Origin of the sequence: Pseudochrobactrum albidum (genome assembly GCF_051851455.1) — a bacterium.
In the GTDB taxonomy this organism is placed as follows: domain Bacteria; phylum Pseudomonadota; class Alphaproteobacteria; order Rhizobiales; family Rhizobiaceae; genus Pseudochrobactrum.
Window position 1 is genome coordinate 200439 of sequence record NZ_JBPVTR010000021.1, and the last position, 24918, is coordinate 225356.

Sequence of the window (24918 nt, forward strand, 5' to 3'; positions counted from 1 at the left end):
GTTACAAGATATTACGGCAAAAACCTGACTTCACGCAAATGCACCACCGTAAGGATTTTTCCCGACAGTGCTGAAATATCTGAACTTGCGTTGAAAACGCGCCACAGCTTAACAATCCGCAGCTCTGCGCCTACTGATAATGCGTAGACAAACAAAATACCACCGCTTATTCACCGGTTTTTTGAAAACTTTTTATAAAATATCATAAAATGAAAAAAGCCGGCACAAGGCCGGCTTTTATTCATCAAACCAAAATATCACAGAACAACAACCGTTGCCCCCAGATTAACACGCTCATAAAGCTCCATAACATCCTCATTGGTCATACGAAAACAACCATTGGAAGCCGAGCTGCCAATTGTCCACGGCTGCACTGTGCCATGAATACGGATATAAGTATCTTTATTACCCTGGAAGAGATAAAGCGCGCGCGAACCAAGCGGATTACCCATTCCGCCATCCATTCCGTTTTTAAAACGGCCATAATGCTCCGGATTACGCTTGATCATATCAGCGGTAGGAATCCAGCGCGGCCATTCACGTTTTGCCTGAATTGTACCACTGCCTTTAAATTGCAGGCCAACCTTGCCCACAGCAATACCATAGCGGCGTGCCGTGGTTGGCGTCTCCACCAGATAGAGAAAATATTTGGCAGGATCGACAACAATTGTGCCCACCGGATAACCGGAAAAAGGCACGGTCTGCGCCTTATATTTGGGATCAATATTATATTTGCCCCGTGCAGCCTTCTGGACAGGGGCTTTTTTCTTAGCTGATTTTGCTGCCTTCACGCTTGCATCCTGCGAAGAAGCGGCACTGGCAGATTGAGCAAAAGCCTGACCGGTCAGCGCGGACAGGCCAAGGCACAAGCCGGCAAAACCGGCAATGAGAACACGTGATGAAATCATGAGGCTTTTCCGTAACACCCTCTGGCACCGCTCTGTTCAAACAAGCGGAAGATTAAGCAAAGCAGATTAATTTTTAGATATGCCAAAGCCTGACCGGTCTCAACGGGCAATATGTTACACACAGATTAAATCCTTCAATCTATGGCACAGCTGCAACACATTTTCTGACCATTTACTGTCAGACTGAGATTTAAGGATGCCCGGCGAAACTTAAAACAATCTGAAGAAAGTAAAAAGCCCGCCGGTTTATGGCGGGCTGTTCAAAGATTTAAATCTTATTTACTGAGAGCTTGGTACTGAGCTTGCCGGAGCTTCAGGCTTTTCCGGAGTTTTTGGCGCGGCTTCAGGTGTTGTTGTGCCGCCGCCAAGCTGATCCAGAATACCCTTGCCATTTGATGGCGCTGTCTGCGAACCACTTTCAGCCGGAATACGGTTGAGAATATCGCTCGGGCGCTCGCCATGGATAGCCATAATGCCCAAAATCAGCGATGTGGCAAAAAAGCCGGCACCAAGAAGCGCCGTTGTGCGCGTAAGTGCATTGGCCGCGCCGCGCGCTGTCATAAACCCGGAACCGCCGCCAATACCAAGACCGCCGCCTTCAGAACGCTGAATCAGCACAACACCAACAAGGGCGAGGACAATCAAGAGATGAATAACAATAAGAACGGTTTGCATGGGTTCCGGTCTGCTTTCATAAATTATTGAGAGACGGCTTTTACACGGATTTAACCGACAATCCGGCCCTGCGCAACCATCTGGTTGCAAAAGAGGCCGGATTTGCGCAAATTAAAGCACGCGATAAGCATCACATATCGCCAGAAAATCAGTGGCTTTCAAGCTGGCACCACCAACAAGCGCACCATCCACATCGGCAATGCCAAGCAGCTCAACCGCATTGGCCGGCTTGACCGAGCCGCCATAAAGCAGACGCAAACGCGCACCCTTTGCGCCAAAACGCTCAATTAATTTTGAGCGGATAAAGGCATGTACATTGCGCACATCCGCCACTGTGGGGGTCAGACCGGTGCCAATAGCCCAGACAGGCTCATAGGCCACAACCGTATTTTCCGGCGTCACGCCTTCCGGCAATGAACCGGCAATCTGCTCTCCCACAATATCAAGTGTCTGGCCGGCCTGTTTCTGCTCGGCAGTTTCACCAACACAGACAATGGCTGTCAGGCCGGCTTTCCAGGCTGCTTCAACCTTGGCGCGCACATCGGCATTGCTTTCATGGTGGTCTGTGCGGCGCTCGGAATGGCCCACAATCACATGGCTTGCGCCGGCTTCTTTCAGCATCTGCGCAGAAATATCACCCGTATGGGCGCCGGCCTCTGCCGCATGGCAATCCTGCCCGCCAACACCAATAGCCTCAGTCTCGGGCGTAGCAGCCGCGCGGGAAACAAGAGTGGCAGGAACACAGATAACAACATCAAACTTACGGCCGATATCTGTGCTAAGATTGGCGGCAATGGCACGCAACTCGCCAAGCTGCTCACCGGTGCCGTTCATCTTCCAGTTTCCCGCAACAAGCGGACGTATTTCCGGGGTCATTCCACCCTCCTTGTTTTGTGGCCGTATTTTATGGCCTTGTGCGGCATATTATTGATGCGCCGCACGATTGCCGGCCTGATTCAGCCGATTTTGCGCAATGCTCTAGCAAATTCATATCTGAAAGCAAATCCCCAAACACAACAGCAAGGCATCGCAAAACAGCGATAATATCAAAATTCTTTTCGTCTTTGCCCTCTTGCAAACAGGTTTCTGTTTGACTGTCATGACATCGGCGGTTATCCCCTTTAGTGAACAAAGTGAGTTTACTCCGCAAAGGTACTTCTATGCTCGACAGCTTGCGTGATGCGTCCCAATCATGGATTTCCAAACTTCTCCTCGGGATTCTTGTCCTTTCTTTTGCCGCCTGGGGTGTTGCAGACGTTTTCCGTGAGAATTTCGGTAGCAATTCAGTGCTTGAGGCCGGCGGCTCTTCTGTTTCTCCCACAGAATACCGCCTTGCCTATGACCGCCAATTGCTTGCGCTGTCGCGCCAGTTCCAGCAGCAGCTGACCCGTGATCAGGCCAGGGCGCTTGGTGTTCCAAATCAGGTCACCGCGCAGCTTGTCGCCGGTGTGTTGCTGGATGAGCAGGCGCGCACCATGGGGCTTGGCATGTCCAAGGATCACCTTGCCCGCCTCACCGGTGAGGATCCGGCATTTCAGGATGCCGGCGGCCGCTTTTCCAATGCGCAATTTAATGCCGTACTGCGGCAGGCTGGCATGAGCCCGCAGGATTATTTCAACAACCGCACCAAATATGCCCTGCGTCAGCAAATTGTTGAAGCTGTGTCTGACGGTGCAAAGGCACCGCAAACCCTGCTGAAAGCACTGGCTCTCTATGATGGCCAGAGCCGCACCATTGATTTCATCACCCTCACAGAAGAAAATCCTGATACGATTGCCATGCCGGATGAGGCTGAATTGAAAAAATGGTATGAGAGCCATTTATCAAACTATCGCGCACCGGAATATCGCAAAATCAGCTATGTGCAGCTTGAAGCGCAGGATATTGCCAATGAAAGCGATGTAACGCCTGAAGAGATTGAGGACTATTACAAGAAAAACATTGCCCGCTTCTCCACGGAAGAAAAGCGTACCATTGATCAGCTGAACTTTGCCAATGATGAGGCAGCAAAAGCAGCTGTTGAAAAACTCAAATCCGGCACAAGCTTTGCCGATCTTGTAAAAGAGAGCGGTAAAAAGCCTGATGATGTCAGACTTGGCACTTTCACCAAAGGGGAGCTGCCTGATGCTGTTATTGCCGATGCAGCCTTTGCCCTACCCGCCAATGGCACAAGCAATGTGGTAAAAGGCGCTTTCGGGCCTGTTATCCTGCATGTCAGTGCCATTACGCCTGCAACCGTGAAGACACAGGCCGAGGTTGAACCGGAAATCCGCAAAACCCTCGCGCTCACACATGCGCTGTCTTCACTTAACGCCGTGCATGATTCCTATGAGGAAGAACGTGGCAACGGCGCCACCATGGCGCAGGCTGCAGAAAAGCTTAAGCTGAAAATGAAAACCATTGATGCGGTGGATGCAGAAGGCAAGGGTATTGACGGCAAGACCGTTGCCGGCCTTCCGCAGCTTCCAGGCTTCCTTTCCTCTGCTTTCCAGGCGGATCAGGGCTTTGATAATGATGCCCTGCCAACACCGGAGCGCGGCTATATCTGGTATCAGGTTGATAATATCACCCCTGCCCGTGACAAAACATTTGATGAGGTGAAAAACCAGGTTATTGCGGAATGGAAGCAGGATGAAGCAGCAAAACGCCTGAGCGCAAAAGCAGAGGAGCTGCGCAAGCGCCTTGCTGCCGGCGAGACCATGGACGCAATTGCACAGGCAAACGGAGTTGAAAAACAAATCAAACGCGGCCTGACACGCAATTCCAAGGATTCTGAGCTTTCAGCAGCTGCTATTGCGCAAATCTTCAGCGGGCCGGATAAATCCAGCGGTGTTGCACCCGGCATCAGCAAAAACACGCAAATCCTGTATCAGATTACAGAAACCACGGAACCGGCAGGTGTCAGCGCAGAGAGCCTGCCGCAGGATACGCGCAATGCCATTGCCGCCCGTATTTCCGATGATCTTCTGGAGCAGCTTGTCGGCCGTCTGCAGGGTGAATATCCGGTGCGGATCAATCAGCCGCTGATTGATCAAGCGCTGGCATTTTAAACCGATGATCAGGACGGATAATATCTTAAATTATCCGGCTCTTTTCTGAGAATATTGAGAGCACAATGTCAGATTTCAAAAGCTATATCGCCAAAGCTGTAAGCGGCATTCCCCTGACAAAGGAAGATTCCAAAGCGGCATTTGACATTATGATGTCCGGTTCGGCAACTCCGGCGCAAATCGGTGGTTTTCTGATGGCGCTGCGCATGCGCGGAGAAGCGGTTGCAGAAATTGCCGGCGCGGTGGAGTCCATGCGCGCCAAAATGGTGCCCGTTGCAGCCCCCGAAGGCGCAATTGATATTGTCGGTACCGGTGGCGATCAATCGGGCTCCTATAATGTTTCAAGCTGCGCAGCCATTGTGGTGGCAGGTGCCGGTGTAACGGTTGCCAAACACGGCAACCGCGCTTTATCCTCCCGCTCCGGTGCGGCCGACACACTGGCCGAACTTGGCATTAATATTGAGGCCGATCCGCAAACAATCAGCCGCTGCATTCATGAGGCTGGCCTTGGCTTCATGTTTGCGCCAATGCATCATTCATCCATGCGCCATGTCGGCCCTGCCCGTGTAGAGCTTGGCACGCGCACAATTTTCAACCTGCTGGGGCCGCTGGCCAATCCGGCTGGTGTCAAGCATCAGCTAGTTGGTGTTTTCTCGCGGGATTGGGTATTGCCGATTGCCAAAGTGCTTAAGGAGCTTGGCTCCGAGCATATATGGGTGGTTTATGGTGACGGACTGGATGAAATGACCACCGCCGGCACCACGCATATTGCGGCATTGCATAATGGTACTATCACTGAATTTGAAATCACACCGGAGGATGTTGGCCTCAAACGTGTGGTTTTCAACGATCTCAAAGGTGGTGATGCCGCTCATAATGCCTCGGCATTGCTGCGCGTGCTCAATGGTGAGGAAGGCCCTTATCGCGATATTGTGCTGCTCAATGCAGGCGCTGCACTGGTGATTGCCGGCAAAGCCGCAGATATTAAAGAAGGCATTACCCTTGCCGCCGCCTCAATTGACAGCGGCGCTGCAAAAGCACGGCTTGAGCAATTGATTGCTGTTTCCAACAGCACCACAGGTGCATGATATGACGGATATTCTTAAAAAAATTGAAGCCTATAAACGGGTGGAAATTGCCAGAGCCAAGGCACATATGCCCCTGAATGAGGTGAAAAAAGCAGCAGCAGCCCAGCCCCCTGCCCGTGGTTTTCTCAAAGCACTGGAAGCAAAACGGGCGGCCGGCAGTTTCGGCCTGATTGCAGAGATAAAAAAGGCCAGCCCTTCTAAAGGTCTGATCCGTGCGGATTTTGATCCTCCGGCATTGGCCGGGGCTTATCAGGATGGCGGAGCGGCCTGTCTTTCGGTTCTCACCGACACGCCAAGCTTTCAGGGCGCGCCGGAATTTTTGCAGCAGGCACGCGCTGCCTGTTCCCTGCCTGCCCTGCGCAAGGATTTTTTGTTTGACCCTTATCAGGTTTATGAAGCCCGCCACTGGGGGGCAGATTGCATCCTGATCATCATGGCAAGTGTTGATGATGCATTGGCGCAGGAACTGGAACAAACCGCCTTTTCACTTGGCATGGATGCGCTGATTGAAGTGCATGATGAGGCGGAAATGGAACGCGCCTTGAAGCTTCAATCCCGCCTTCTCGGCATTAATAACCGCAATTTGCGCAGCTTTGAGGTGGATCTGGCCGTGTGTGAACGCTTGGCAAATATGGTGCCGGATGACCGGATTCTGGTAGGAGAAAGCGGCATTTTCACGCATGAAGATTGCCTGCGCCTGCAAAAATCCGGCATCAGCACCTTTCTTATCGGCGAGAGCCTGATGCGCCAGCAGGATGTCACTGCTGCCACGCGCAAGCTTCTGACCGGCACAGAATAAACTGTGAGGTAAAAGGCAAATGAGCAGGCTCACGCATCTTGATGAAAACGGAACAGCAAATATGGTTGATGTCGGCGATAAGGCCGACACCACCCGCATTGCCAGTGCATCAGGCTGCGTTATCATGCAAAAACAGACGCTGGAGCTGATCCTCTCCGGCAATGCCGCCAAAGGCGATGTAACCGGCACGGCACGGCTTGCCGGTATCATGGCAGCCAAAAAAACCGCCGATCTCATTCCGCTTTGTCATCCGTTAATGCTGAGCAAAGTTGCCGTTGATATTGAACCGGATGAAGCTTTGCCGGGCTTGCGTGTCATGGCAACAGTAAAACTGACCGGCAAAACCGGCGTGGAGATGGAGGCGCTCACTGCGGTTTCCATCGCCTGCCTGACCATTTATGATATGGCAAAGGCCGCAGATAAAACCATGATCATCAGCCAGATAATGGTAGAGAAAAAAACCGGCGGAAAATCCGGCGACTGGCAACGTTAACAAGTCTGCCGCCTCAAACTGCTGCGTTGAATTACTGCGTTTATAAGGAGGGGGAGTTTCATGGCATTATTACCGGTTGATGAAGCATTGGAGCGCCTTCTTTCAGATAAAATGCCTGATGGTTGCGAGCCTGTCTGCCTGCATGAGGCGGGTGGCCGTGTGCTCGCTTCTCCTCTTTTTGCAACTTTCAATCAGCCGTCATTCGATTCATCTGCAATGGATGGTTATGCAATCCGTTTTGCTGATGCGCAACATTTGCCGGCCACGCTGAAACTTATCGGAGAATCTGCCGCCGGCAAGGGGTTTGACGGCGTTGTAAACAGCGGTGAAGCCGTGCGCATTTTTACCGGCGCCCCCCTGCCAGCCGGTGCCGATACTGTTGTTATTCAGGAAAATACACAGGCAGACGGCACCCGCATCACCCTTCTTGAAGGGGTAGAGCAAGGCCGCCACATCCGGCTGAACGGGCTGGACTTCCGTGATGGTCAATGCCTGTTGCAAAGCGGCCATGTGCTTGATCCGGCATCACTTTCTCTTGCTGCCGCCGCAGGTTTTGCAGAGCTTGAGGTTTATCGCCGCCCGCAAGTTTCCATTCTTGCCACCGGCAATGAACTGGTGCCTGCCGGCACCCTTCCCGGCGTCAATCAAATCATCGGCTCCAACAGCTATGGTGTGGCAGAAATCGTGCGCCTCAACGGCGGCCTTGCCAGTGATCTTGGCATTATACCTGATGATCTTAAAGCCATTGAACAGGCTGTTTATAATGTTGCTGCATCCGACGCAGATATTTTGATAACACTTGGCGGCGCATCCGTGGGCGATCATGATCTGGTGCATAAGGCACTCACCAATTGCGGTGTGGAGCTGAGTTTTTATAAAATTGCCATGCGTCCGGGCAAGCCTTTGATGTATGGCCGGTTAAAGCGTGAAAATAAATCACCATTGCAGGTGCTTGGCCTGCCGGGCAATCCGGTTTCCAGCCTTGTTTGTTCCTATGTTTTTCTGGCACCCCTTGTTGCCAAAATGGCCGGCAAAGCACCCGCCACCCGCCTAGATGAAGCCATATTGGCGCAGGATATGTCCGCCAACGGCAACCGGCGTGATTATGTGCGTGCAAGCCTTAGCCGCTCGGATAGCGGCGCACTTATGGCAACACCATTGCCGGTTCAGGATTCTTCCATGCTCACAGTCATTGCCCGTGCGGATGCCTTGCTGATCAGAGAACCTTTTGCAAAACCGGCGCAAAAGGGAGAAAGCTGCAAAATTTTGCTGCTGCGCTGAGCACAGAAAGACAATAAAACACGATAACTTGTTAATTATAAAAAATTTTTTAAATTTATACATATAGGACATCAAAACCATCTACATATATTCAGGATCTGTTTTTTCCTCTGCGCGGTAAAAGGGTGATAAATGCAAACAGCAACCCTTTTTTAAAGCTTGCAGAACAATACTGGAACATATAGTGTTCGTTCTGTATTTGTTTTTAATATTGATTCTTATAACCGTATTCGTGCGCACGGTTTGCTTATTTCAGCACGGCGGCTTTATCTGCCGCTTTGCCGCAATGGCATGGCAGATAAATTTAAGGCTTTGGGAGTGTAAGATGCTGACGCGTAAACAACATGAACTCTTGCTGTTTATCCATGACCGGCTGAAAGAGAGCGGCATCCCCCCTTCCTTTGATGAAATGAAGGATGCACTCAATCTTGCTTCAAAATCCGGCATTCACCGCCTGATCACAGCTTTGGAAGAGCGAGGCTTTATTCGCCGTCTGCCCAATCGCGCCCGCGCATTGGAGGTTATCCGCCTGCCGGATTCCATTGCACCGGGGCTCAACAGCCAGAAGAAATTCTCCCCAAGTGTCATTCAGGGCGATCTTGGCAGAAAAACCGTAACAGAACTGCCCAGAAAAGCCCCCCCTGCCGCTGATCCTGATGCTGCCCCCGGCATCAGTGTTCCGGTTATGGGGCGCATTGCTGCCGGTGTGCCGATTTCAGCCATCCAGTCACAAACCCATATGATCACCCTCCCTCCGGAAATGCTGGGCAGCGGCGAGCATTATGCGCTCGAAGTCAGGGGCGATTCAATGATCGAAGCCGGCATACTCGATGGCGATACTGTGATTATCCGCCGCGGAGATTCCGCCAATGCCGGGGAGATTGTTGTCGCATTGGTTGATGATGAAGAAGCAACCCTGAAGCGTTTTCGCCGCAAAGGCGCTTCCATTGCGCTTGAGGCTGCCAATCCGGCCTATGAGACGCGGATTTTCGGCCCTGATCGTGTGCGCGTTCAGGGCAAGCTGGTGGGTTTGCTGCGCCGCTACTGACGGATATAGCATTTTCAGGCCATACGAAATAACCGGATATTCTTTTTTAAAGAAGATATCCGGTTTCAACAAAACAGGCATATGTAGCGCAAAAGGCAAAATGTTGCTCGCATTCTTATGCAAAGTGTTTTTACGTGTTTATTATGCAAAAACAAAAATCAGAGCAGCTCCGGTGCTTTGTTCCGGTTCGGGCCGCTTTTTAAATTGTTCTGTTATTTGTCAGCCAGATTACGCGCTGCCCGCGAGTAAAGACGGTATAAATGCCACGGGCGCTGTGGCGCACCTGTTGCAAATGTAATCCGCGCAGCGGAAAATGGCCGTTCTGCTGTTCGCTGCGGCAAATAAATTTCAGCCACACCTTTCAATGCCAGTTGCTGGCGGGTAATCACAAGCGGCTCTGTTTCAATGCCGGTAATATTGGCAAGGCCGGTTTTTCCGGCACTCTTTTCCCCCTCTTTTTTTATCGCATCATGTGTTTCTATAATATTCTGGCGGCGCAACCGTGCACAATTTTGCTCGCCCGCATAAGCCAGAATTATTATATCTCCAATATTACAGGCAATTTGTGCGGCATCACGATCCTGCGCATAGGCAAGCACATACCCGTCATCAAATTCAAAACTGCAAAGCCCTTCCTCACAGATAAACCCCTGTATTATCAGGTTGTTTTTTAACGGCGGCACAATTTCAGCCTTATAGGCTTTTTGCCAGTTATCCATGATAAATGCCGATGGGCGGGCACGGTTGACATAAAGCCGGTTTTGCTGGCGCACTGCAACCAGTTTGCTGTCTTCAGAGATAATAATATCCGGCAAGGGCGCGGTAAAAAATACAAAACCGCCTATGGCAAGCAAAATTAAAGATATAATCCGCAAAAAGCTGGTTAAAATCATCGCCGTCAACATAGCGCCACTCAATAACAGCAATGCGGGTGCGGGCATCAATCCCGGCACAAGATCCGGTGTGATATCCGCAACAAAATGCGCAATATATTTTACCAGTTCCACGCCCTTGCCCATCACCTGCAAGGGCAGCCATTCCATTGCCAGAGGCATGAGCAGCAATGCCGCTACCGCAAAAGGCATAATCAAAAGTGAAATAACCGGCATTGCCAGCGCATTGCCCAACAGGCCAAGCGGCGCCATATTATTAAAATGAAAAGCAGCATAAAGCCCGCTGGCTGTGCCCGCAAGCAATGATGTGGCAGCCGTACCACCCAGAAATTTTATAATCTTATTATCGGCTATGCTTTTTTTACCTTTTCTTCCCCATTTGCCTTTCAGATCAGCTTTGTGGCGTTTATGCAGTTTCCACCACGCAAAGCCTGCAATCAGTGCCCCTGTTGCCGAATAGGACATCTGAAAACTCGGCCCCAGAATCGTATGCGGCGCAATCACAAGGCTGAACAATGCAGCAATTGCCAGATTACGCATTGTCAGCGCCTGCCGGTCGAGCAAAACCGCCCCCAGCATCACAGCCAGCATGATAAAACTGCGCTGCGCCGCCACATCCGCTCCGGAAACCGCCAGATAAAAAGCGGAAGAAAGCAAAGACAAAAAAGCTGCGATTTTTTTTACCGGATAATAAAGCGACAATGCAGGAAACAGGCCGGCAAAACCGCGTATGGCGACCATAACAATGCCCGCGGCCAAAGCCAGATGCAGGCCTGAGATTGACAAAATATGTGCCAGTCCGGCAATGCGCAGCGCCTCATTGGTATCCTCGCTGATCCCTGCCCGCCGGCCGGAGATCAGCGCCGCCGCCACCGCCCCTTCCTCTCCCGGCAAGGCCTGCATAATTCTGCCGGCAATTGCCGCCCGCATCCCGCCAATCATTGCACGAAGCGTTTCTGATAAGCCGGAAGCAATATTGCCATCAAAATCAGCAACCAGTCTGGGCACGCCAAGATAAAAACCATTACCGCCAATATCTCGAAAAAACCCATGAAAAGCAAAATCATATTGTCCGGCACGAACGGGCCCGCCATGTGGGCGCAGCCTCACCGCCCCTTTAAGAACGGCACCATTTTCTGCCAAGGCAGGCAAATCTCTTGCCGTCAGGCGCAATCGTTGCGGCGCATGGCGCAAATGCGGTTTTTCCGTTGCCAGCACATCTGCCACAATGCGCCAGCGCCCAGGCTTGCCCCCTGCTGTTTGCGCCTCCTGCTCCATAGAGATAATACGTGCGGTTAATACGGTTGAAACCGCACTGCCAAGCATTGGTGTTGCATGGCGTTCCGTCTCCCATTTGGCAGAGACCATACCACCCACAAAAGCCAGAGCCATTATCAGCCCTGTTCGCCTTATCAGCGTATCACGCAACAAGAACAACAGGCATGACAGCAAAACAGCCGGAATTGCCAAGGCCATCCAATATGGCTCTGCAAGCAATGAAAAATAATGTACAACACCAGTGCCGGCAGCAATAACAACCAGCAGAAAAACCGCACCGCGCTCATATTCAAAAAGCACAGCCCTGCCAAGTTTTCCCGCAGCCTTCTGCCCGGCCTCACGCAGCAGGCTATAGGCGATTTTTGCCTTTGCAGGCTGCTCCCGTATAAAATCCGCGCCCTGATCAGCAATGTTGCGGGCAATTACCTCCGCCCCGTCAAGGCTGTTTTGTGCCCCGCCAAGTGCAACCCCGCCAAGTGCTGCCCCATCGCCAGGGGCAGGCCCGTCATCACCGGCAAGTCCCCTGCCACCGGCAATACCAAGCATGGATTGCTCATCTGTCAGCTTTAGACCCGGCTGCATAAGCGCAGCCGCAATCACCGCCCCGTCACAATCCCGACGGGACTCACTCTTGCCTGAACGGCGGCTGTTCTCACCGTCATTGCCTTTATTCATCTGTCGCCCTGCCCCCGCATCTGACAGCCATGCAAGAATTCGTTTAAATCAGCCATTTTAACGCAGAATTCTTGCGTCTTATGCTATTAAACACCGGTTCTGTGTTCTGATTTTTCGCTAAAGTCTTGCACGTTGTGCTGCCTATGCTACATGAACAGCACAAGAAATCGAGAGGCAGCCAATTACATTCTTATCGCCATATATTCGGATATATACGTAAGGTTTTATTATTTTGCTGCAAAATACGGAGCGACCTATGTCATCACCCGTTATAACCCGTTTTGCGCCATCACCAACCGGCTTTCTGCATATTGGTGGTGCGCGCACGGCACTGTTTAACTGGCTTTATTCCAAACATACCGGCGGTAAAATGCTGCTGCGCATTGAGGATACGGATCGCGTACGCTCCACTGAAGCGGCAACCGCGGCTATCCTTGAAGGGCTGACATGGCTTGGCCTGACATGGGATGGTGAGGCTATCTCGCAATGGGAACGCGCGCCCCGCCATCGTGAAGTGGCTGAAGAACTGGTGAAAGCGGGCAAAGCCTATTATTGCTATGCCAGCCAGCAAGAGCTGGATGAAATGCGCGAAAAGGCACGCGCTGAAGGCCGCCCGCCGCGCTATGACGGCCGCTGGCGCGACCGGGATCCGGCGCAGGCACCAGAAGGTGTAAAGCCGGTTATTCGCATCAAGGCGCCGCAAACAGGCGAAACCATTGTGCATGATGATGTGCAGGGTGAAGTACGCTTTCCCAACAAAGATCTCGATGATTTTATCATTCTGCGTTCTGATGGCACACCAACCTATATGCATGCGGTTGTGGTTGATGATCATGATATGGGTGTTACCCATATTATCCGTGGCGATGACCACCTCACCAATGCCGCCCGCCAAACCATTATCTATCAGGCAATGGGCTGGGATGTGCCTAAAATGTCCCATATCCCGCTGATTCACGGAGCAGATGGCGCCAAGCTCTCCAAGCGCCATGGCGCCTTGGGCGTGGAGGCCTATCGTGCCATGGGCTATTTGCCTGCAGCATTGTGCAATTATCTGGTGCGTCTTGGCTGGAGCCATGGTGATGATGAAATCATGAGCATGGACCAGATGATTGAATGGTTTGATACCAAGGATATCAATAAAGGGGCTGCCCGTTTTGATTTTCAGAAGCTGGAAGCCATTAATGGCCAATATATCCGCGCCGGCAATCCTGAAGAACTGACACAGGCGCTGATTGATGTGCTGCCCTTTATTGAAGGGGGGGCGGAACTGCTTGAAAAAATGACGGATGAACGCAGGGCACAACTAGTTGCGGCAATGCCGGGGCTTAAAGACCGCGCCAAAACCCTGGTGGAACTTGCAGATGGTGCAAAATTCCTGTTTGTCTCGCGCCCACTGCAGCCGGATGAAAAGGCCGCTGCCCTGCTCAATGAAGAAGGCCGTGCGGTGCTCAAAGCCGTATTACCAAAGCTTGAAAATGCAGAATGGACTGCCGAAGCTCTGGATGCCGCTATACGCGCCCATGCAGAATCAACCGGCCTGAAACTCGGGAAAATTGCCCAGCCCCTGCGTGCCGCCCTCACGGGGCGCGCCACCTCACCGGGTGTTTTTGATGTTTTGGCAGTTCTTGGGCGGGAAGAGGCACTTGCCCGCATTAAAGATCAGGCAATTTAGCCTGTTCAGCGCCGCACTGACTATTGGCTGCGGCGCTTTTACCCTTTCAAAACGGCTTCCGTGGTGAAGATTTGTCAATTGACGGAAATTTGTACTTCCAAATTGAAATTTCTCCATTGCAACGCGTTATATTTACGATAGTTTGAGCCGTGAATTCTGCAGGGCATCATTCGCAAATTTCATGAAGTTTGCGCATATGCTGCCTGAAGGTATTTTTCAAACTGGCAGCACCGGTTAAAATGCCTTAACTGTGTTTTTCAATGCATAATACTGCGATTTATATTTTTACTCCGGGAATTATGCATCAATTTACTGCATCCCAAAGCAGTGAGCGCGATGATGAAAGGAACAAGCATGTCTAATACGACAGCGACTATTACCCTCAATGGCAATTCCACTGAATTGCCGGTCCGTAAGGGCACTATCGGACCGGACGTCGTCGAAATCGGCCCGCTTTACAAAAATACCAATTCTTTCACCTACGATCCTGGCTTTACATCAACCGCCTCCTGCGAATCTAAAATCACTTATATTGATGGTGATGAAGGCGTGCTTCTGCACCGCGGCTATCCGATTGAGCAGCTTGCCGAACACGGCGATTTTCTTGAAACCTGCTACCTGCTTCTTTATGGCGAACTGCCAACCAAAACCCAGAAAGCAGATTTTGACTACCGCGTGACCCGTCACACAATGGTTCATGAGCAGATGGCCAAATTCTTCCACGGTTTCCGCCGTGATGCCCATCCAATGGCCATTATGGTTGGCTGCGTCGGCGCAATGTCTGCCTTCTACCACGATTCAACCGATATTACTGATCCGCATCAGCGTATGGTTGCCTCTATCCGCCTTCTGGCAAAAATGCCGACACTGGCTGCCATGGCCTATAAATATCATGTGGGTCAGCCTTTCATTTATCCCAAAAATGATCTCGATCTGGCATCCAACTTCCTGCATATGTGCTTTGCTGTGCCTTGCGAAGAATATAAAGTTAATCCGGTTCTCGCCCGCGCTATGGATCGTATTTTCATTCTTCATGCCGATCATGAACAAAACGCCTCCACATCAACTGTGCGTCTTGCCGGCTCTTCGGGAGCAAACCCGTTTGCCTGTATTGCTGCCGGCATTGCCTGCCTGTGGGGCCCTGCCCATGGCGGCGCCAATGAAGCTGCATTGAACATGCTTTCAGAAATCGGCACGGTTGACCGCATTCCGGAATATATTGCCCGCGCAAAAGACAAGAATGATCCGTTCCGTCTGATGGGCTTTGGCCACCGCGTTTACAAAAATTATGATCCGCGTGCCCGCATCATGCAGAAGACCACCCATGAAGTGCTGGGTGAACTTGGCATTAAGGATGATCCGCTGCTTGATGTGGCAATGGAACTTGAAAATATCGCCCTGACCGATGAATATTTCATTGAAAAGAAGCTTTACCCAAATATCGACTTCTATTCCGGCATCACCCTGAAGGCGCTTGGCTTCCCTACAGAAATGTTTACCGTTCTGTTTGCTGTTGCCCGTACCATTGGCTGGGTTGCCCAGTGGAAGGAAATGGTGGAAGATCCGCAGCAGAAAATCGGCCGGCCGCGCCAGCTTTATACCGGCCATGCAAAGCGCGATTTTATTCCGCTTGCAAAGCGCAAATAATCAAATTTTTGTTGAAAAAAGGCTCCTCCGGGAGCCTTTTTTATTGCCCGCAATATTTTTGGCGTTTTTCTCCCTTATTCTGAACCAATTACCACCACAGATTTACTTATAATATTGAAGGCAGAGCCAGGTATTTCCGAGCCCGAAGTGTGAGCGGTTTTTCGCATCTCCAAGCGTGAAACAAAAAGAGCACTTTAGCGTTTTTGTGAAAAGTTGAAGTACTCTATTCCCGTTTCCTTTTGCGCTCCAAATGCCGCCAGCAGCATTGCGAAAGGAGAGAATATGCCAAGATCGTTTTTCAGATCCGGTATCGCTGCATCAGAAATTACCAGCAAAACACTTTATCTGTGCCGTCGTGAATTTATCAAATCCGGTCTGGCAACAGGTATCGGGCTTTCCTTGAACGGACTTTTACCGGAAAACTCTCTGGCCAAAGACAGTGCCGACGGCTTTAAGACCGATGAAAAACTGACCCCGAAAAACTCGGTGCTCACCTATAATAATTTTTATGAATTTGGCACCGGAAAATCTGATCCTTCCAGTTATTCCGGAAAATTCAAAACGCAGCCCTGGACAATCGAAATTGGCGGCATGGTGGCAAAACCTGCAGTTTTTGACATTGATGACCTTATCAAAACCATGACCATTGAAGAGCGCATCTACCGGATGCGCTGCGTTGAGGCATGGTCAATGGTTATTCCCTGGCAGGGCTTTCAGCTCGCGCAACTTTTAAACCGCGTTGAGCCGCTTGGTTCGGCCAAGTATGTCGCTTTTGAAACAGCATTGCGGCCTGAGGAAATGCCAGGCGTTGGCGGCTTGTTTCCGGTTCTGGACTGGCCTTATCGTGAAGGGCTGCGCCTTGATGAGGCTATGAACCCGCTGACCATTTTGGCAACCGGCCTTTACGGTGAGCCGCTCGCCAATCAGAACGGCGCACCGGTGCGCCTTGTTGTGCCATGGAAATACGGCTTCAAGGGTATCAAATCCATAGTCAAAATCACCCTGACCGATAAACAGCCCGTAACAGCATGGAATATGCAAAACCCTGCCGAATATGGTTTTTATGCCAATGTCAATCCGGCGGTTGATCACCCGCGCTGGAGCCAGAAAACTGAAATACGCATCGGCAGCGGCAGTTTTTTCTCACCAGACCGGCGCGAAACGCTGCCATTTAACGGTTACGGCGAGCATGTTGCACAACTCTACAGTGGTATGGATTTGACAAAATACTATTAAACGGCAGGTGAGCATGAAGCGATTACAACCGGAAACAACCATCTCCCTGCCGCGTTCTGCGGCAACTGAGAAGAAAAAAAAACAGTCTGCACGCCGCGCACCATTGAAAATTCCGAATAATCCGTGGCTGCGCTGGGGCATTTATCCGCTTGGCCTTCTGCCTGCATTCTGGGCATTCTGGCTGGCGGCCAGCAATCAGCTCGGCGCCAATCCGGTAAAAGAGTTTGAACATATAGCAGGGCTTTGGGGGCTGCGTTTTCTTATTCTCACCTTGCTTGTCACACCATTGCGTGATTTGTTCCGGATCAATTTTCTGCCCTATCGCCGTGCGCTTGGTCTTTTGAGCTTTTATTATATAGCCATGCATCTGGCCATTTATATCATTCTCGACCGCGGGCTGAACTGGCCGGATATTATCAAGGATATAACCCACAAAAACTATATCATTATCGGCTTTGCTGCTTTTATCCTGCTTATTCCGCTGGCGCTGACATCCAATCAATGGTCAATCCGCCATTTAAAAAGCAAATGGCAAAGCCTGCACCGGCTGATCTATCTTATCGCTCTTGCCGGTTGTGTGCACTTTTTATTGTCTGTAAAAAGCTGGCCGCCGCAGCCACTCATTTACAGCGCCATCGTCACTGCATTGATTTTGTGGCGCTTTATCCGCAAGCCATATCTGGCCTATAAGAAAACTGACCGGTTTTAACCGGTCAGTTTTCTTCATCATGTTTTACTTGTTTCTTTTACCAGTGCTTCACAATTCTTGAAGCGCAGAAAAACGCCAGCAACGGCCCGAAACCGAAACAAAAAAACAACCAGAACGCAGCACTGGCTGTGCCTGTCACACCGCCCGGCACCGCCAATCCTCCCAAACTGGTGACCATGCCTGCCAAAGCCGCGCCAAGCCCTGCAGAAAACAACTGCACCGTGGTAATAGCCGTTGAAGCCAGGTCTTTTTCATCCGATGGCGCCACTTTCAGCACTCTTGTGAGCAAATGCGGCCATGTCATCCCCACACCGCAGCCAACGGCAACAAAACCGGCACAGAGCGGCAATAATTCGAGATAGCTGCCCTCACTGCGGATCGGCAACAATAAAAGCAGCAAAATCATGCCGGCAAACGAGGTGAGCGGGCCAATAATCAAAACATCACGCACATGACGCGCGGCAATGCCGGAACTCATAATTGATCCCAGTGTCCAGCCTGCGCCCATCAACGCGGCCAGATAACCGGCAACCAGCGGTGATTGATGATGCAAAATCTGCAAAAACAGCGGAATAAACACTTCCACAGAAGTTACGGTCAAAGCCAGAAGCGACATTGTGGCAATCACCGGCCCCAAAGGCCTGGCAAGATTGAAAGAACCGCGCGGCAACAAGCGTTTACTGCTGACAGCATCAAGGCGGATCATCACCGCGATCAGCACTGCCGCACTGCTGATACCAGCCAGATTCCAGATAATTTCCGGGCTGACACTGCCAAGTGAAACGGCAAAAACGGCAAGTGTCAGCAATGTGAGCTGCAGAAAAGGCAGCCGGTTGGCATCCTCCTCATGGCGCACATCCGGCAGCACAAAAAACGCCATCATTGCAAATAGCAGAGCTGCGGGTGCAACCGCCCAGAAAGCCGCACGCCATTGCCCGATTTCAGCAAAAACACCGCCAATGGCAGGTCCAACCAGAGTGGCAACACCCCACATGCCCGAAATCAGCGCCATAGCACGCGGCCACAGGCTTTCCGGAAACACGATGCGGATCATCGCATAGGACAAGGCCAGCATAAAACCGCCGCCCAACCCCTGTATAAACCGCCCTGCCAGCAATACCGGCATTGTTGGTGACAGGGCACAAATCAACGTGCCCAGTGCAAAAATACAGGCCGAGATCGCATAAGCCCTGCGCGGCCCTGTGGCACGCAACAGCTTGACCGCCAATGTGGAGCCGATAATGGATGCCACCACAAACAAAGTTGTATTCCAGGCATAATAATCAAGCCCGCCAATATCTGCGACAACAGAAGGCAATATGGTGGTTGCAATATAAACATTGATTGCGTGGAGCGCGACACCGCCCGCAAGTGCCACGGAGCGGACGGCATTTTTGCCAGTCAACAAATCTCCCCAGCCAACCTTATGATGACTGACAAGTGAAGCTGGATCAGACATTCAAATCTCCGCAGCGGCGCCAAAATTTCAAGCCCGGAAAATTCGGGTTTTCTCTTCAATTTTCACCGGAAAAATCCGGTCGGGTTGCCAAGCCCTGACAAAGCCGCTATTTAAGCAAGTATTTGCTTGGAATATTCAGAGGGAGAAAAAATGTCAAGTTCTGGCATTATCACTTTGAATGGAAAAAATGGTACCGCACAACAAAACACGGCGGCGCGCCTGTTGTTTTTCTTAAAAACCCGCGGCCCCCTGACCATATCAGCAATGGCCAGACTTGCCGGCAGCAGTGCGGAGAATATACGCCAGCAATTGCAAAAATGTGCGGCGGAAAAACTGGTTGAGACTTGCGCCGTTGAAAAGCGGCACAGCGCAGGCAGGCCGGTGCAATTATGGCAATTGACAGAGAAGGGCAACAGCCGCTTTCCCGATAGCCATGCCGAATTGACGGTTACCCTTTTGCGCCATATGAATGCCCTTGGTGAAGGGCTGACTGAGCAGATTATCGCTTTGCGCGAGCAGGAAATGCTGGAAAACTACCGCGCAGCCATGTCCGGCATATCAGAGACAGAACAACGCATTGCCGCCCTTACCCGCCTGCGAAGCGAAGAAGGTTATATGTCTGAATGGCGCAAACAGCATGACGGCACCTGGCTTTTGATCGAAAACCACTGCCCGATATGTGCCGCAGCAACAAGCTGCCGCGGTTTTTGCCGTTCGGAGCTCAATATTTTTCAGGCTGTTCTCGGCGATAATTATGTGATTGAACGCTGTGAACATATCCTGCATGGCGCAAGACGCTGCGCTTATCGCATTTTCCCTGCCAATGGCGCATGCTAAATTTCTGATTTTGTAATTTCAGCCATCATGCAGCCCGAAACTGCCTCATTTTATTACGCCGTGAAGATTTTATTTTTACATTAATAACTTGCCTTAAATGCATACAGCCTTTAGAGCATGCCATATCCAGTACAGTTTACTGCTTTTACCGGAAACAATCCTGCGCTGTTCCGGAGCGGTCTTCTGCGGTTTGAGCATTTATAAAAGGACTATTTGCAAATGAAGGCGCTTGCATCGTTTTCGGCATTTGTTGGCAAAACCTTTGCGGTCTGGGTTTTGTTATTTGCCGTTCTCGGATTTGTTTTTCCGGATACATTCAAACTCTTCGGCCCCTATATTGTTACACTGCTCGGCATTATTATGTTTGGCATGGGGCTCACACTCTCGCTTGATGATTTTCGCGAGGTTGTGCGGCGTCCCTTTGATGTTGCTATTGGTGTGGCATCTCAGTTTCTTATTATGCCGCTTCTGGCGGTTTTGCTCACCAGATTTATCCCCATGTCGCCAGAAGTTGCGGCCGGCGTTATTCTGGTTGGCTGCTGCCCCGGCGGCACATCCAGCAATGTCATGACCTATCTTGGAAAAGGCGATGTTGCGCTTTCTGTTGCCTGCACCAGCGTCACCACATTAACAGCTCCGCTGGTTACACCTTTTCTTGTCTGGTTCTTTGCCAGCGCCTATCTGCCGGTTGATGCAATGGCAATGTTCCTCAGCATTGTTAAGGTCATCCTCGTGCCGCTGGCTCTTGGCGTTGCCGCACAAAAACTTATTCCCGGCGTGGTCAGGGCTGCCGTGCCGGTTTTGCCGCTGGTAAGCGTAACCGGCATTGTGCTGATTGTTGCCGCGGTTGTAGCCGGCAGCAAAGCAGCCATTGCCACTTCCGGCCTGCTGATCTTTGCTGTAGTGGTATTGCATAACGGTATCGGCTATCTGCTCGGCTTTTTTGCCGGCAAGGCAACCGGCATGCCGCTTGCCAAACGCAAGGCAATCGCTGTTGAGGTCGGCATGCAAAACAGCGGCCTTGGCGCTGCCCTTGCCAATGCGCATTTTTCGCCGCTGGCAGCTGTGCCAAGCGCCATCTTCAGCGTGTGGCACAATATATCCGGCGCATTGCTGGCCAATTATTTTGCGCGCATGCAAGATGATAAATAATTCTTCTTATCAATAAAATAAAAATGGCGCGACCGGCAGGCCGCGCCATTTTTTTTAAAAAACCCTGTTTAGCTACACAGACCAGCCCGCCAGCGGTTTTTCCATTTTATAAATCAATATATCAAGCTCAAGCGTGCCCCAATCTGTGGTCTCGCCGGTCTTTTCAAAACCTTTACGGCGATAAAACTCCACAGCCTTGTGGTTTTTTGCAATCACCTCCAGAGCCAGTTTTTCCACATCCGGAAAAGCCGTCTCCATCTCGGCAAGCAACATAGTGCCGATCCCCTGAATATGATATTCCGGATCAACATAAAGCTGGTGCAATTGCGCAACAGCCTGCTTGCTCTGGCTGGCAAAAGCCATTCCCACCAGCCTGCCCTCACCGTCATCCGCCACCACAAATTCAGAATACGGTTTTGCAAGGTTGCGGCTCAATGCGGCAATTGAGTGATATTCTCCGGTAACTTTATTGACTGTTTCAGCCCCCAGCACGTCATCAAATGTGGCGTGCCAGGTTTTAACAAGCAGCTGATGCACAGCCTGCAAATCATCCTTATTGGCAGAGCGCAGCCACATTATTCAAGCCCGAGCTTGGTTTTAACCAGTTCATTCACAGCCTGCGGGTTAGCCTTGCCGCCGGTTGCCTTCATCACCTGCCCCACAAACCAGCCGGCCAGTGTTGGTTTTTCTTTGGCCTGCGCCACTTTTTCCGGATTAGCTGCAATAATTTCATCAACCGCTTTTTCAATCGCTCCGGTATCCGTGACCTGTTTCATGCCGCGGGCTTCAACAATCTCTTTCGGATCACCGCCCTCATTCCACACGATCTCAAACAGTTCCTTGGCAATTTTACCTGAAATTGTGCCTTCCTTGATCAAATCAAGAATGCTGCCAAGCTGCTGCGGAGAAACAGGCGCCTCTTCAATATCCTTACCGGCCTTGTTCAAAGCGCCAAGCAAATCATTGATCACCCAATTGGCGGCAGTTTTACCATCGCGGCCTTCTGCCACGGCTTCAAAATAATCTGCAATGGCCTTTTCCGTTACCAGAATAGACGCATCATAAGCGGATAAGCCCATTGTCTCAATCAGACGCATTTTCTTATCATCGGGCAATTCCGGCAAATGCGCGGCCAGCTCATCCACATAATCCTGCGTAAATTCCAGCGGCAGAAGATCAGGATCCGGGAAATAGCGATAATCATGCGCTTCTTCCTTGGAGCGCATGGAGCGTGTCTCCCCCTTTGCAGGATCGAACAAACGGGTTTCCTGCTCAACCTCGCCGCCATCTTCAATAATAGCAATCTGGCGGCGCGCTTCATATTCAATCGCCTGACCAACAAAGCGAATGGAATTCACATTTTTTATCTCACAGCGTGTGCCGAATTCCGCACCCGGGCGGCGCACCGATACGTTAACATCCGCACGCATTGAGCCCTGATCCATATTGCCGTCACAGGTACCGAGATAGCGCAGGATTGTGCGCAATTTGGTCAGATAAGCCCGCGCCTCATCTGAAGAGCGCATATCCGGCTTGGAAACAATCTCCATCAGCGCCACGCCGGAACGGTTAAGATCAACATAAGACATATTAGGGTGCTGATCATGAATTGATTTGCCGGCATCCTGCTCCAGATGCACGCGCTCAATTCCCACTTCCACATCTTCAAAACCGCCCTTGGAATCAGGCCCGACAGAAACAATTACCGTTCCCTCACCCACAATCGGCTGTTTAAACTGTGAAATCTGATAGCCCTGCGGCAAATCAGGATAAAAATAATTTTTACGGTCAAAAACCGATTTCAGATTTATCTTCGCCTTCAGGCCAAGGCCGGTGCGAACAGCCTGCGCCACACATTCCGCATTGATAACCGGCAGCATGCCCGGCATGGCTGCATCAACCAGTGACACATTGGCATTCGGTTCTGCGCCAAATTCAGTGGAAGCCCCGGAAAACAGTTTGGAATTGGAAGTCACCTGCGCATGGACTTCCATCCCGATCACCACTTCCCAGTCACCGGTAGCGCCGGAGATCAGTCGTTTCGGGTCTGGTGTGCGTGTATCGATAATGGACATGGCTCACAAATCTCTGCTGGAGCAGTTTCAGGCAAAAGTGGCAACCGGCTTACCTTATGAAACTGCGTTTAAAACAAATAACCGGAGCGCCCCTCTTCCGGCAGGAAGAGAAAACTGCCCCGAAGCACCCCGCAGGCTCAAATCATTCTTGTTCAAGCATTGCGGCAATGCAACAAACTCAAGAAGCCGACATGCAGGCAACAACTATATTCAGGTGCGGCACATGTCATTCCGGCATTGGTATTCCTCTGCCGTCTCTCACGCTTCTGGCTAAAACAAACCGGCCCGACTGGCAAGTGGTCTCTGACTTTTCAGCACTATTTCAGCGCCGGCAAACAGAAAATATGAAAATGCCGGCGCTTCCGCCCCCCTGTATCCCATTAGTCTGACTGCTGTAACCAGATTTTAAAATCATTCAACGCCCGCACACTGAGCGCCTGTTTTTTAGCCAGTGTTTTTTCCTTGCCGCGCAAGCGCACGCCCTCCTGTTTCGGAATATTCACTTCCGGAAACAGACCAAAATTGACATTCATCGGCTGGAAAGAACGTTTGCCCGGCTCATCATCGCTCACAAGATGCCCGCCGGTAATATGATTAAGCAAAGCGCCAAAAGCTGTGGTCACCGGCGGCGGCGGCAACACCTCGCCGCGCTGCTCGGCTGCGGCAAACCGCCCGGCAAGCAACCCCATGGCTGATGATTCCACATAGCCCTCACAGCCGGTGATCTGGCCGGCAAACCGGATTTGCGGACGCGATTTCAGCCGCAAACTCTTATCCAGCAATATAGGAGAATTAAGATAGGTATTGCGATGCAAGCCGCCAAGGCGGGCAAATTCCACATTTTCCAGCCCCGGAATCATGCGGAAAATCTGCGTTTGCACACCATATTTCAGCTTGGTCTGAAAACCGACCATATTATAAAGCGTGCCAAGCGCATTATCCTGCCGCAACTGCACCACAGCATAGGGCTTGATGTCGGGTTGATGGGCATTTGTCAGCCCCATCGGCTTCATAGGGCCGTGACGCAGGGTTTCAAAGCCACGCTCGGCCATGATTTCAATCGGCAGGCAACCGTCAAAATAAGGTGTGCCTTCCCACTCCTTGAATTCAGTTTTCTCACCGTCAATCAATGCCTGAATAAAAGCCGCATATTGCTCTTTATTCATCGGGCAATTGATATAATCCTTACCCGTACCGCCCGGGCCGACTTTATCATAGCGTGACTGGAACCAGCACACATCCATATTGATACTGTCGAAATGGATAATCGGCGCAATTGCATCAAAGAATGCAAGGGAATCAGCCTCTGTTTCCTGTGCAATCGCCTCAGCAAGCTCCGGCGCGGTTAACGGCCCTGTGGCGATAATCGTATTGCCCCAGTCTTGGGGCGGCAGCCCCTCAATCAGCTCACGCCTGATGGTAATAAGCGGATGCGCTTCAAGTTTGGCCGTAACAGCATTGGAAAATCCGTCGCGGTCTACAGCAAGCGCACCGCCGGCAGGCACCTGATGCGCATCCGCACAGGCCATGATCAATGAATTGGCAAGCCGCATTTCTGCATGCAGCACGCCAACGGCATTGGTCTTCGCATCATCCGAACGGAAAGAATTGGAACAGACAAGCTCTGCCAATCCTTCTGTTTTATGTGCATCGGTACCGCGCACAGGGCGCATTTCATGAAGAATGACAGGGATACCGGCATTGGCAATCTGCCAGGCTGCTTCGCTGCCGGCAAGACCGCCGCCGATAATGTGAACCGGTTGATATGAGGATATAGTGGACATGTTTTGTCCAATACCGCTTTTATGGCCGGGCTTCAATTGCCAGAATGGCTGATCACAAGCTTTTGCAGGCGGCAATCATTAAACAATTGAATAAAAAACGGCTCCGTCGCCGGAGGGACAGGCGACGGAGCCGTTTTTGATTAAACCGATACGGAG

Annotated in this window: 21 protein-coding genes; 13 read left to right on the forward strand and 8 right to left on the reverse strand. The window is 51.2% G+C overall.

What is annotated here, in order from left to right; translation table 11 throughout:
• Positions 1 to 257: 257 nt before the first annotated feature.
• The 3 genes from ACSTTO_RS06710 to tpiA form a co-directional block, all read right to left on the reverse strand.
• On the reverse strand, positions 258 to 908 hold the full coding sequence (locus ACSTTO_RS06710) for a L,D-transpeptidase (RefSeq protein ID WP_439272383.1): 651 nt from the start codon (positions 906 to 908) through the stop codon (positions 258 to 260).
• 279 nt (positions 909 to 1187) lie between these two features.
• On the reverse strand, positions 1188 to 1583 hold the full coding sequence (gene secG / locus ACSTTO_RS06715; protein WP_439272384.1) for a preprotein translocase subunit SecG: 396 nt from the start codon (positions 1581 to 1583) through the stop codon (positions 1188 to 1190).
• A gap of 111 nt (positions 1584 to 1694) precedes the next feature.
• The gene (gene tpiA, locus ACSTTO_RS06720; RefSeq protein ID WP_439272385.1) at positions 1695 to 2459 is read right to left on the reverse strand and encodes a triose-phosphate isomerase; all 765 of its coding nucleotides are present in this window, start codon (positions 2457 to 2459) and stop codon (positions 1695 to 1697) included.
• Between the two features lie 284 nt (positions 2460 to 2743).
• On the opposite strand from tpiA, the gene ACSTTO_RS06725 reads away from it, so the two are divergent.
• The 6 genes from ACSTTO_RS06725 (at position 2744) to lexA (ending at position 9342) form a co-directional block, all read left to right on the forward strand.
• A complete protein-coding gene (locus ACSTTO_RS06725; RefSeq protein ID WP_439272386.1) occupies positions 2744 to 4633 on the forward strand; it encodes a SurA N-terminal domain-containing protein in 1890 nt (629 codons plus the stop codon).
• Between the two features lie 65 nt (positions 4634 to 4698).
• Entirely contained in the window at positions 4699 to 5721 is a 1023-nt protein-coding gene (trpD, locus tag ACSTTO_RS06730; RefSeq protein ID WP_439272387.1) for an anthranilate phosphoribosyltransferase, read from the forward strand.
• 1 nt (position 5722) lies between these two features.
• On the forward strand, positions 5723 to 6520 hold the full coding sequence (gene trpC / locus ACSTTO_RS06735) for an indole-3-glycerol phosphate synthase TrpC (protein ID WP_439272388.1): 798 nt from the start codon (positions 5723 to 5725) through the stop codon (positions 6518 to 6520).
• Between the two features lie 19 nt (positions 6521 to 6539).
• On the forward strand, positions 6540 to 7013 hold the full coding sequence (gene moaC / locus ACSTTO_RS06740) for a cyclic pyranopterin monophosphate synthase MoaC (protein ID WP_439272389.1): 474 nt from the start codon (positions 6540 to 6542) through the stop codon (positions 7011 to 7013).
• Between the two features lie 60 nt (positions 7014 to 7073).
• A complete protein-coding gene (locus tag ACSTTO_RS06745; protein ID WP_439272390.1) occupies positions 7074 to 8294 on the forward strand; it encodes a molybdopterin molybdotransferase MoeA in 1221 nt (406 codons plus the stop codon).
• 325 nt (positions 8295 to 8619) lie between these two features.
• Positions 8620 to 9342: a transcriptional repressor LexA gene (lexA, locus tag ACSTTO_RS06750; RefSeq protein ID WP_439272391.1), complete on the forward strand. Its 723-nt coding sequence runs from the start codon at positions 8620 to 8622 to the stop codon at positions 9340 to 9342.
• Positions 9343 to 9554: 212 nt separating this feature from the next.
• On the opposite strand, the gene ACSTTO_RS06755 is transcribed toward lexA, so the two are convergent.
• Positions 9555 to 12188: a ComEC/Rec2 family competence protein gene (locus tag ACSTTO_RS06755; RefSeq protein WP_439272392.1), complete on the reverse strand. Its 2634-nt coding sequence runs from the start codon at positions 12186 to 12188 to the stop codon at positions 9555 to 9557.
• Between the two features lie 256 nt (positions 12189 to 12444).
• On the opposite strand from ACSTTO_RS06755, the gene gltX reads away from it, so the two are divergent.
• From gltX to msrQ, 4 genes are all read left to right on the forward strand, one after another.
• Positions 12445 to 13863 carry a glutamate--tRNA ligase gene (gene gltX, locus ACSTTO_RS06760; protein WP_439272393.1) on the forward strand — a complete coding sequence of 473 codons (1419 nt, stop codon included), beginning with the start codon at positions 12445 to 12447 and terminating at the stop codon, positions 13861 to 13863.
• 354 nt (positions 13864 to 14217) lie between these two features.
• Positions 14218 to 15510, forward strand: a complete 1293-nt coding sequence (gene gltA, locus ACSTTO_RS06765; protein WP_439272394.1) for a citrate synthase — start codon at positions 14218 to 14220, stop codon at positions 15508 to 15510.
• Positions 15511 to 15792: 282 nt separating this feature from the next.
• Positions 15793 to 16746, forward strand: a complete 954-nt coding sequence (gene msrP, locus ACSTTO_RS06770; RefSeq protein WP_439272395.1) for a protein-methionine-sulfoxide reductase catalytic subunit MsrP — start codon at positions 15793 to 15795, stop codon at positions 16744 to 16746.
• A gap of 13 nt (positions 16747 to 16759) precedes the next feature.
• Positions 16760 to 17455: a protein-methionine-sulfoxide reductase heme-binding subunit MsrQ gene (msrQ, locus tag ACSTTO_RS06775; RefSeq protein ID WP_439272396.1), complete on the forward strand. Its 696-nt coding sequence runs from the start codon at positions 16760 to 16762 to the stop codon at positions 17453 to 17455.
• Between the two features lie 37 nt (positions 17456 to 17492).
• Here the strand turns inward: msrQ and ACSTTO_RS06780 are convergent, their stop codons facing one another.
• Complete coding sequence (locus tag ACSTTO_RS06780; protein ID WP_439272397.1) at positions 17493 to 18914, reverse strand: MFS transporter; 1422 nt, start codon at positions 18912 to 18914, stop codon at positions 17493 to 17495.
• A gap of 150 nt (positions 18915 to 19064) precedes the next feature.
• Between ACSTTO_RS06780 and ACSTTO_RS06785 the strand changes: the two genes are divergently transcribed.
• Both ACSTTO_RS06785 and ACSTTO_RS06790 read left to right on the forward strand, forming a co-directional pair.
• Entirely contained in the window at positions 19065 to 19751 is a 687-nt protein-coding gene (locus tag ACSTTO_RS06785; protein ID WP_439272398.1) for a helix-turn-helix transcriptional regulator, read from the forward strand.
• Between the two features lie 219 nt (positions 19752 to 19970).
• Positions 19971 to 20903, forward strand: a complete 933-nt coding sequence (locus tag ACSTTO_RS06790) for a bile acid:sodium symporter family protein (RefSeq protein ID WP_439272399.1) — start codon at positions 19971 to 19973, stop codon at positions 20901 to 20903.
• 72 nt (positions 20904 to 20975) lie between these two features.
• Here ACSTTO_RS06790 and ACSTTO_RS06795 read toward each other — a convergent pair whose 3' ends face one another.
• Positions 20976 to 21479, reverse strand: a complete 504-nt coding sequence (locus tag ACSTTO_RS06795; protein ID WP_439272400.1) for a GNAT family N-acetyltransferase — start codon at positions 21477 to 21479, stop codon at positions 20976 to 20978.
• Positions 21479 to 22978, reverse strand: coding sequence for an Asp-tRNA(Asn)/Glu-tRNA(Gln) amidotransferase subunit GatB (gene gatB / locus ACSTTO_RS06800; RefSeq protein WP_439272401.1), 1500 nt, complete (start codon positions 22976 to 22978; stop codon positions 21479 to 21481). Before gatB ends, ACSTTO_RS06795 begins: the two co-directional genes overlap by 1 nt.
• A 56-nt stretch (positions 22979 to 23034) precedes the next feature.
• Between gatB and ACSTTO_RS06805 the strand changes: the two genes are divergently transcribed.
• Positions 23035 to 23367: a hypothetical protein gene (locus ACSTTO_RS06805; RefSeq protein WP_439272402.1), complete on the forward strand. Its 333-nt coding sequence runs from the start codon at positions 23035 to 23037 to the stop codon at positions 23365 to 23367.
• On the opposite strand, the gene trmFO is transcribed toward ACSTTO_RS06805, so the two are convergent.
• The gene (gene trmFO, locus ACSTTO_RS06810) at positions 23359 to 24762 is read right to left on the reverse strand and encodes a methylenetetrahydrofolate--tRNA-(uracil(54)-C(5))-methyltransferase (FADH(2)-oxidizing) TrmFO (RefSeq protein ID WP_439272403.1); all 1404 of its coding nucleotides are present in this window, start codon (positions 24760 to 24762) and stop codon (positions 23359 to 23361) included. The two genes, ACSTTO_RS06805 and trmFO, sit on opposite strands and share 9 nt — an antisense overlap.
• Between the last annotated feature and the right edge of the window lie 156 nt (positions 24763 to 24918).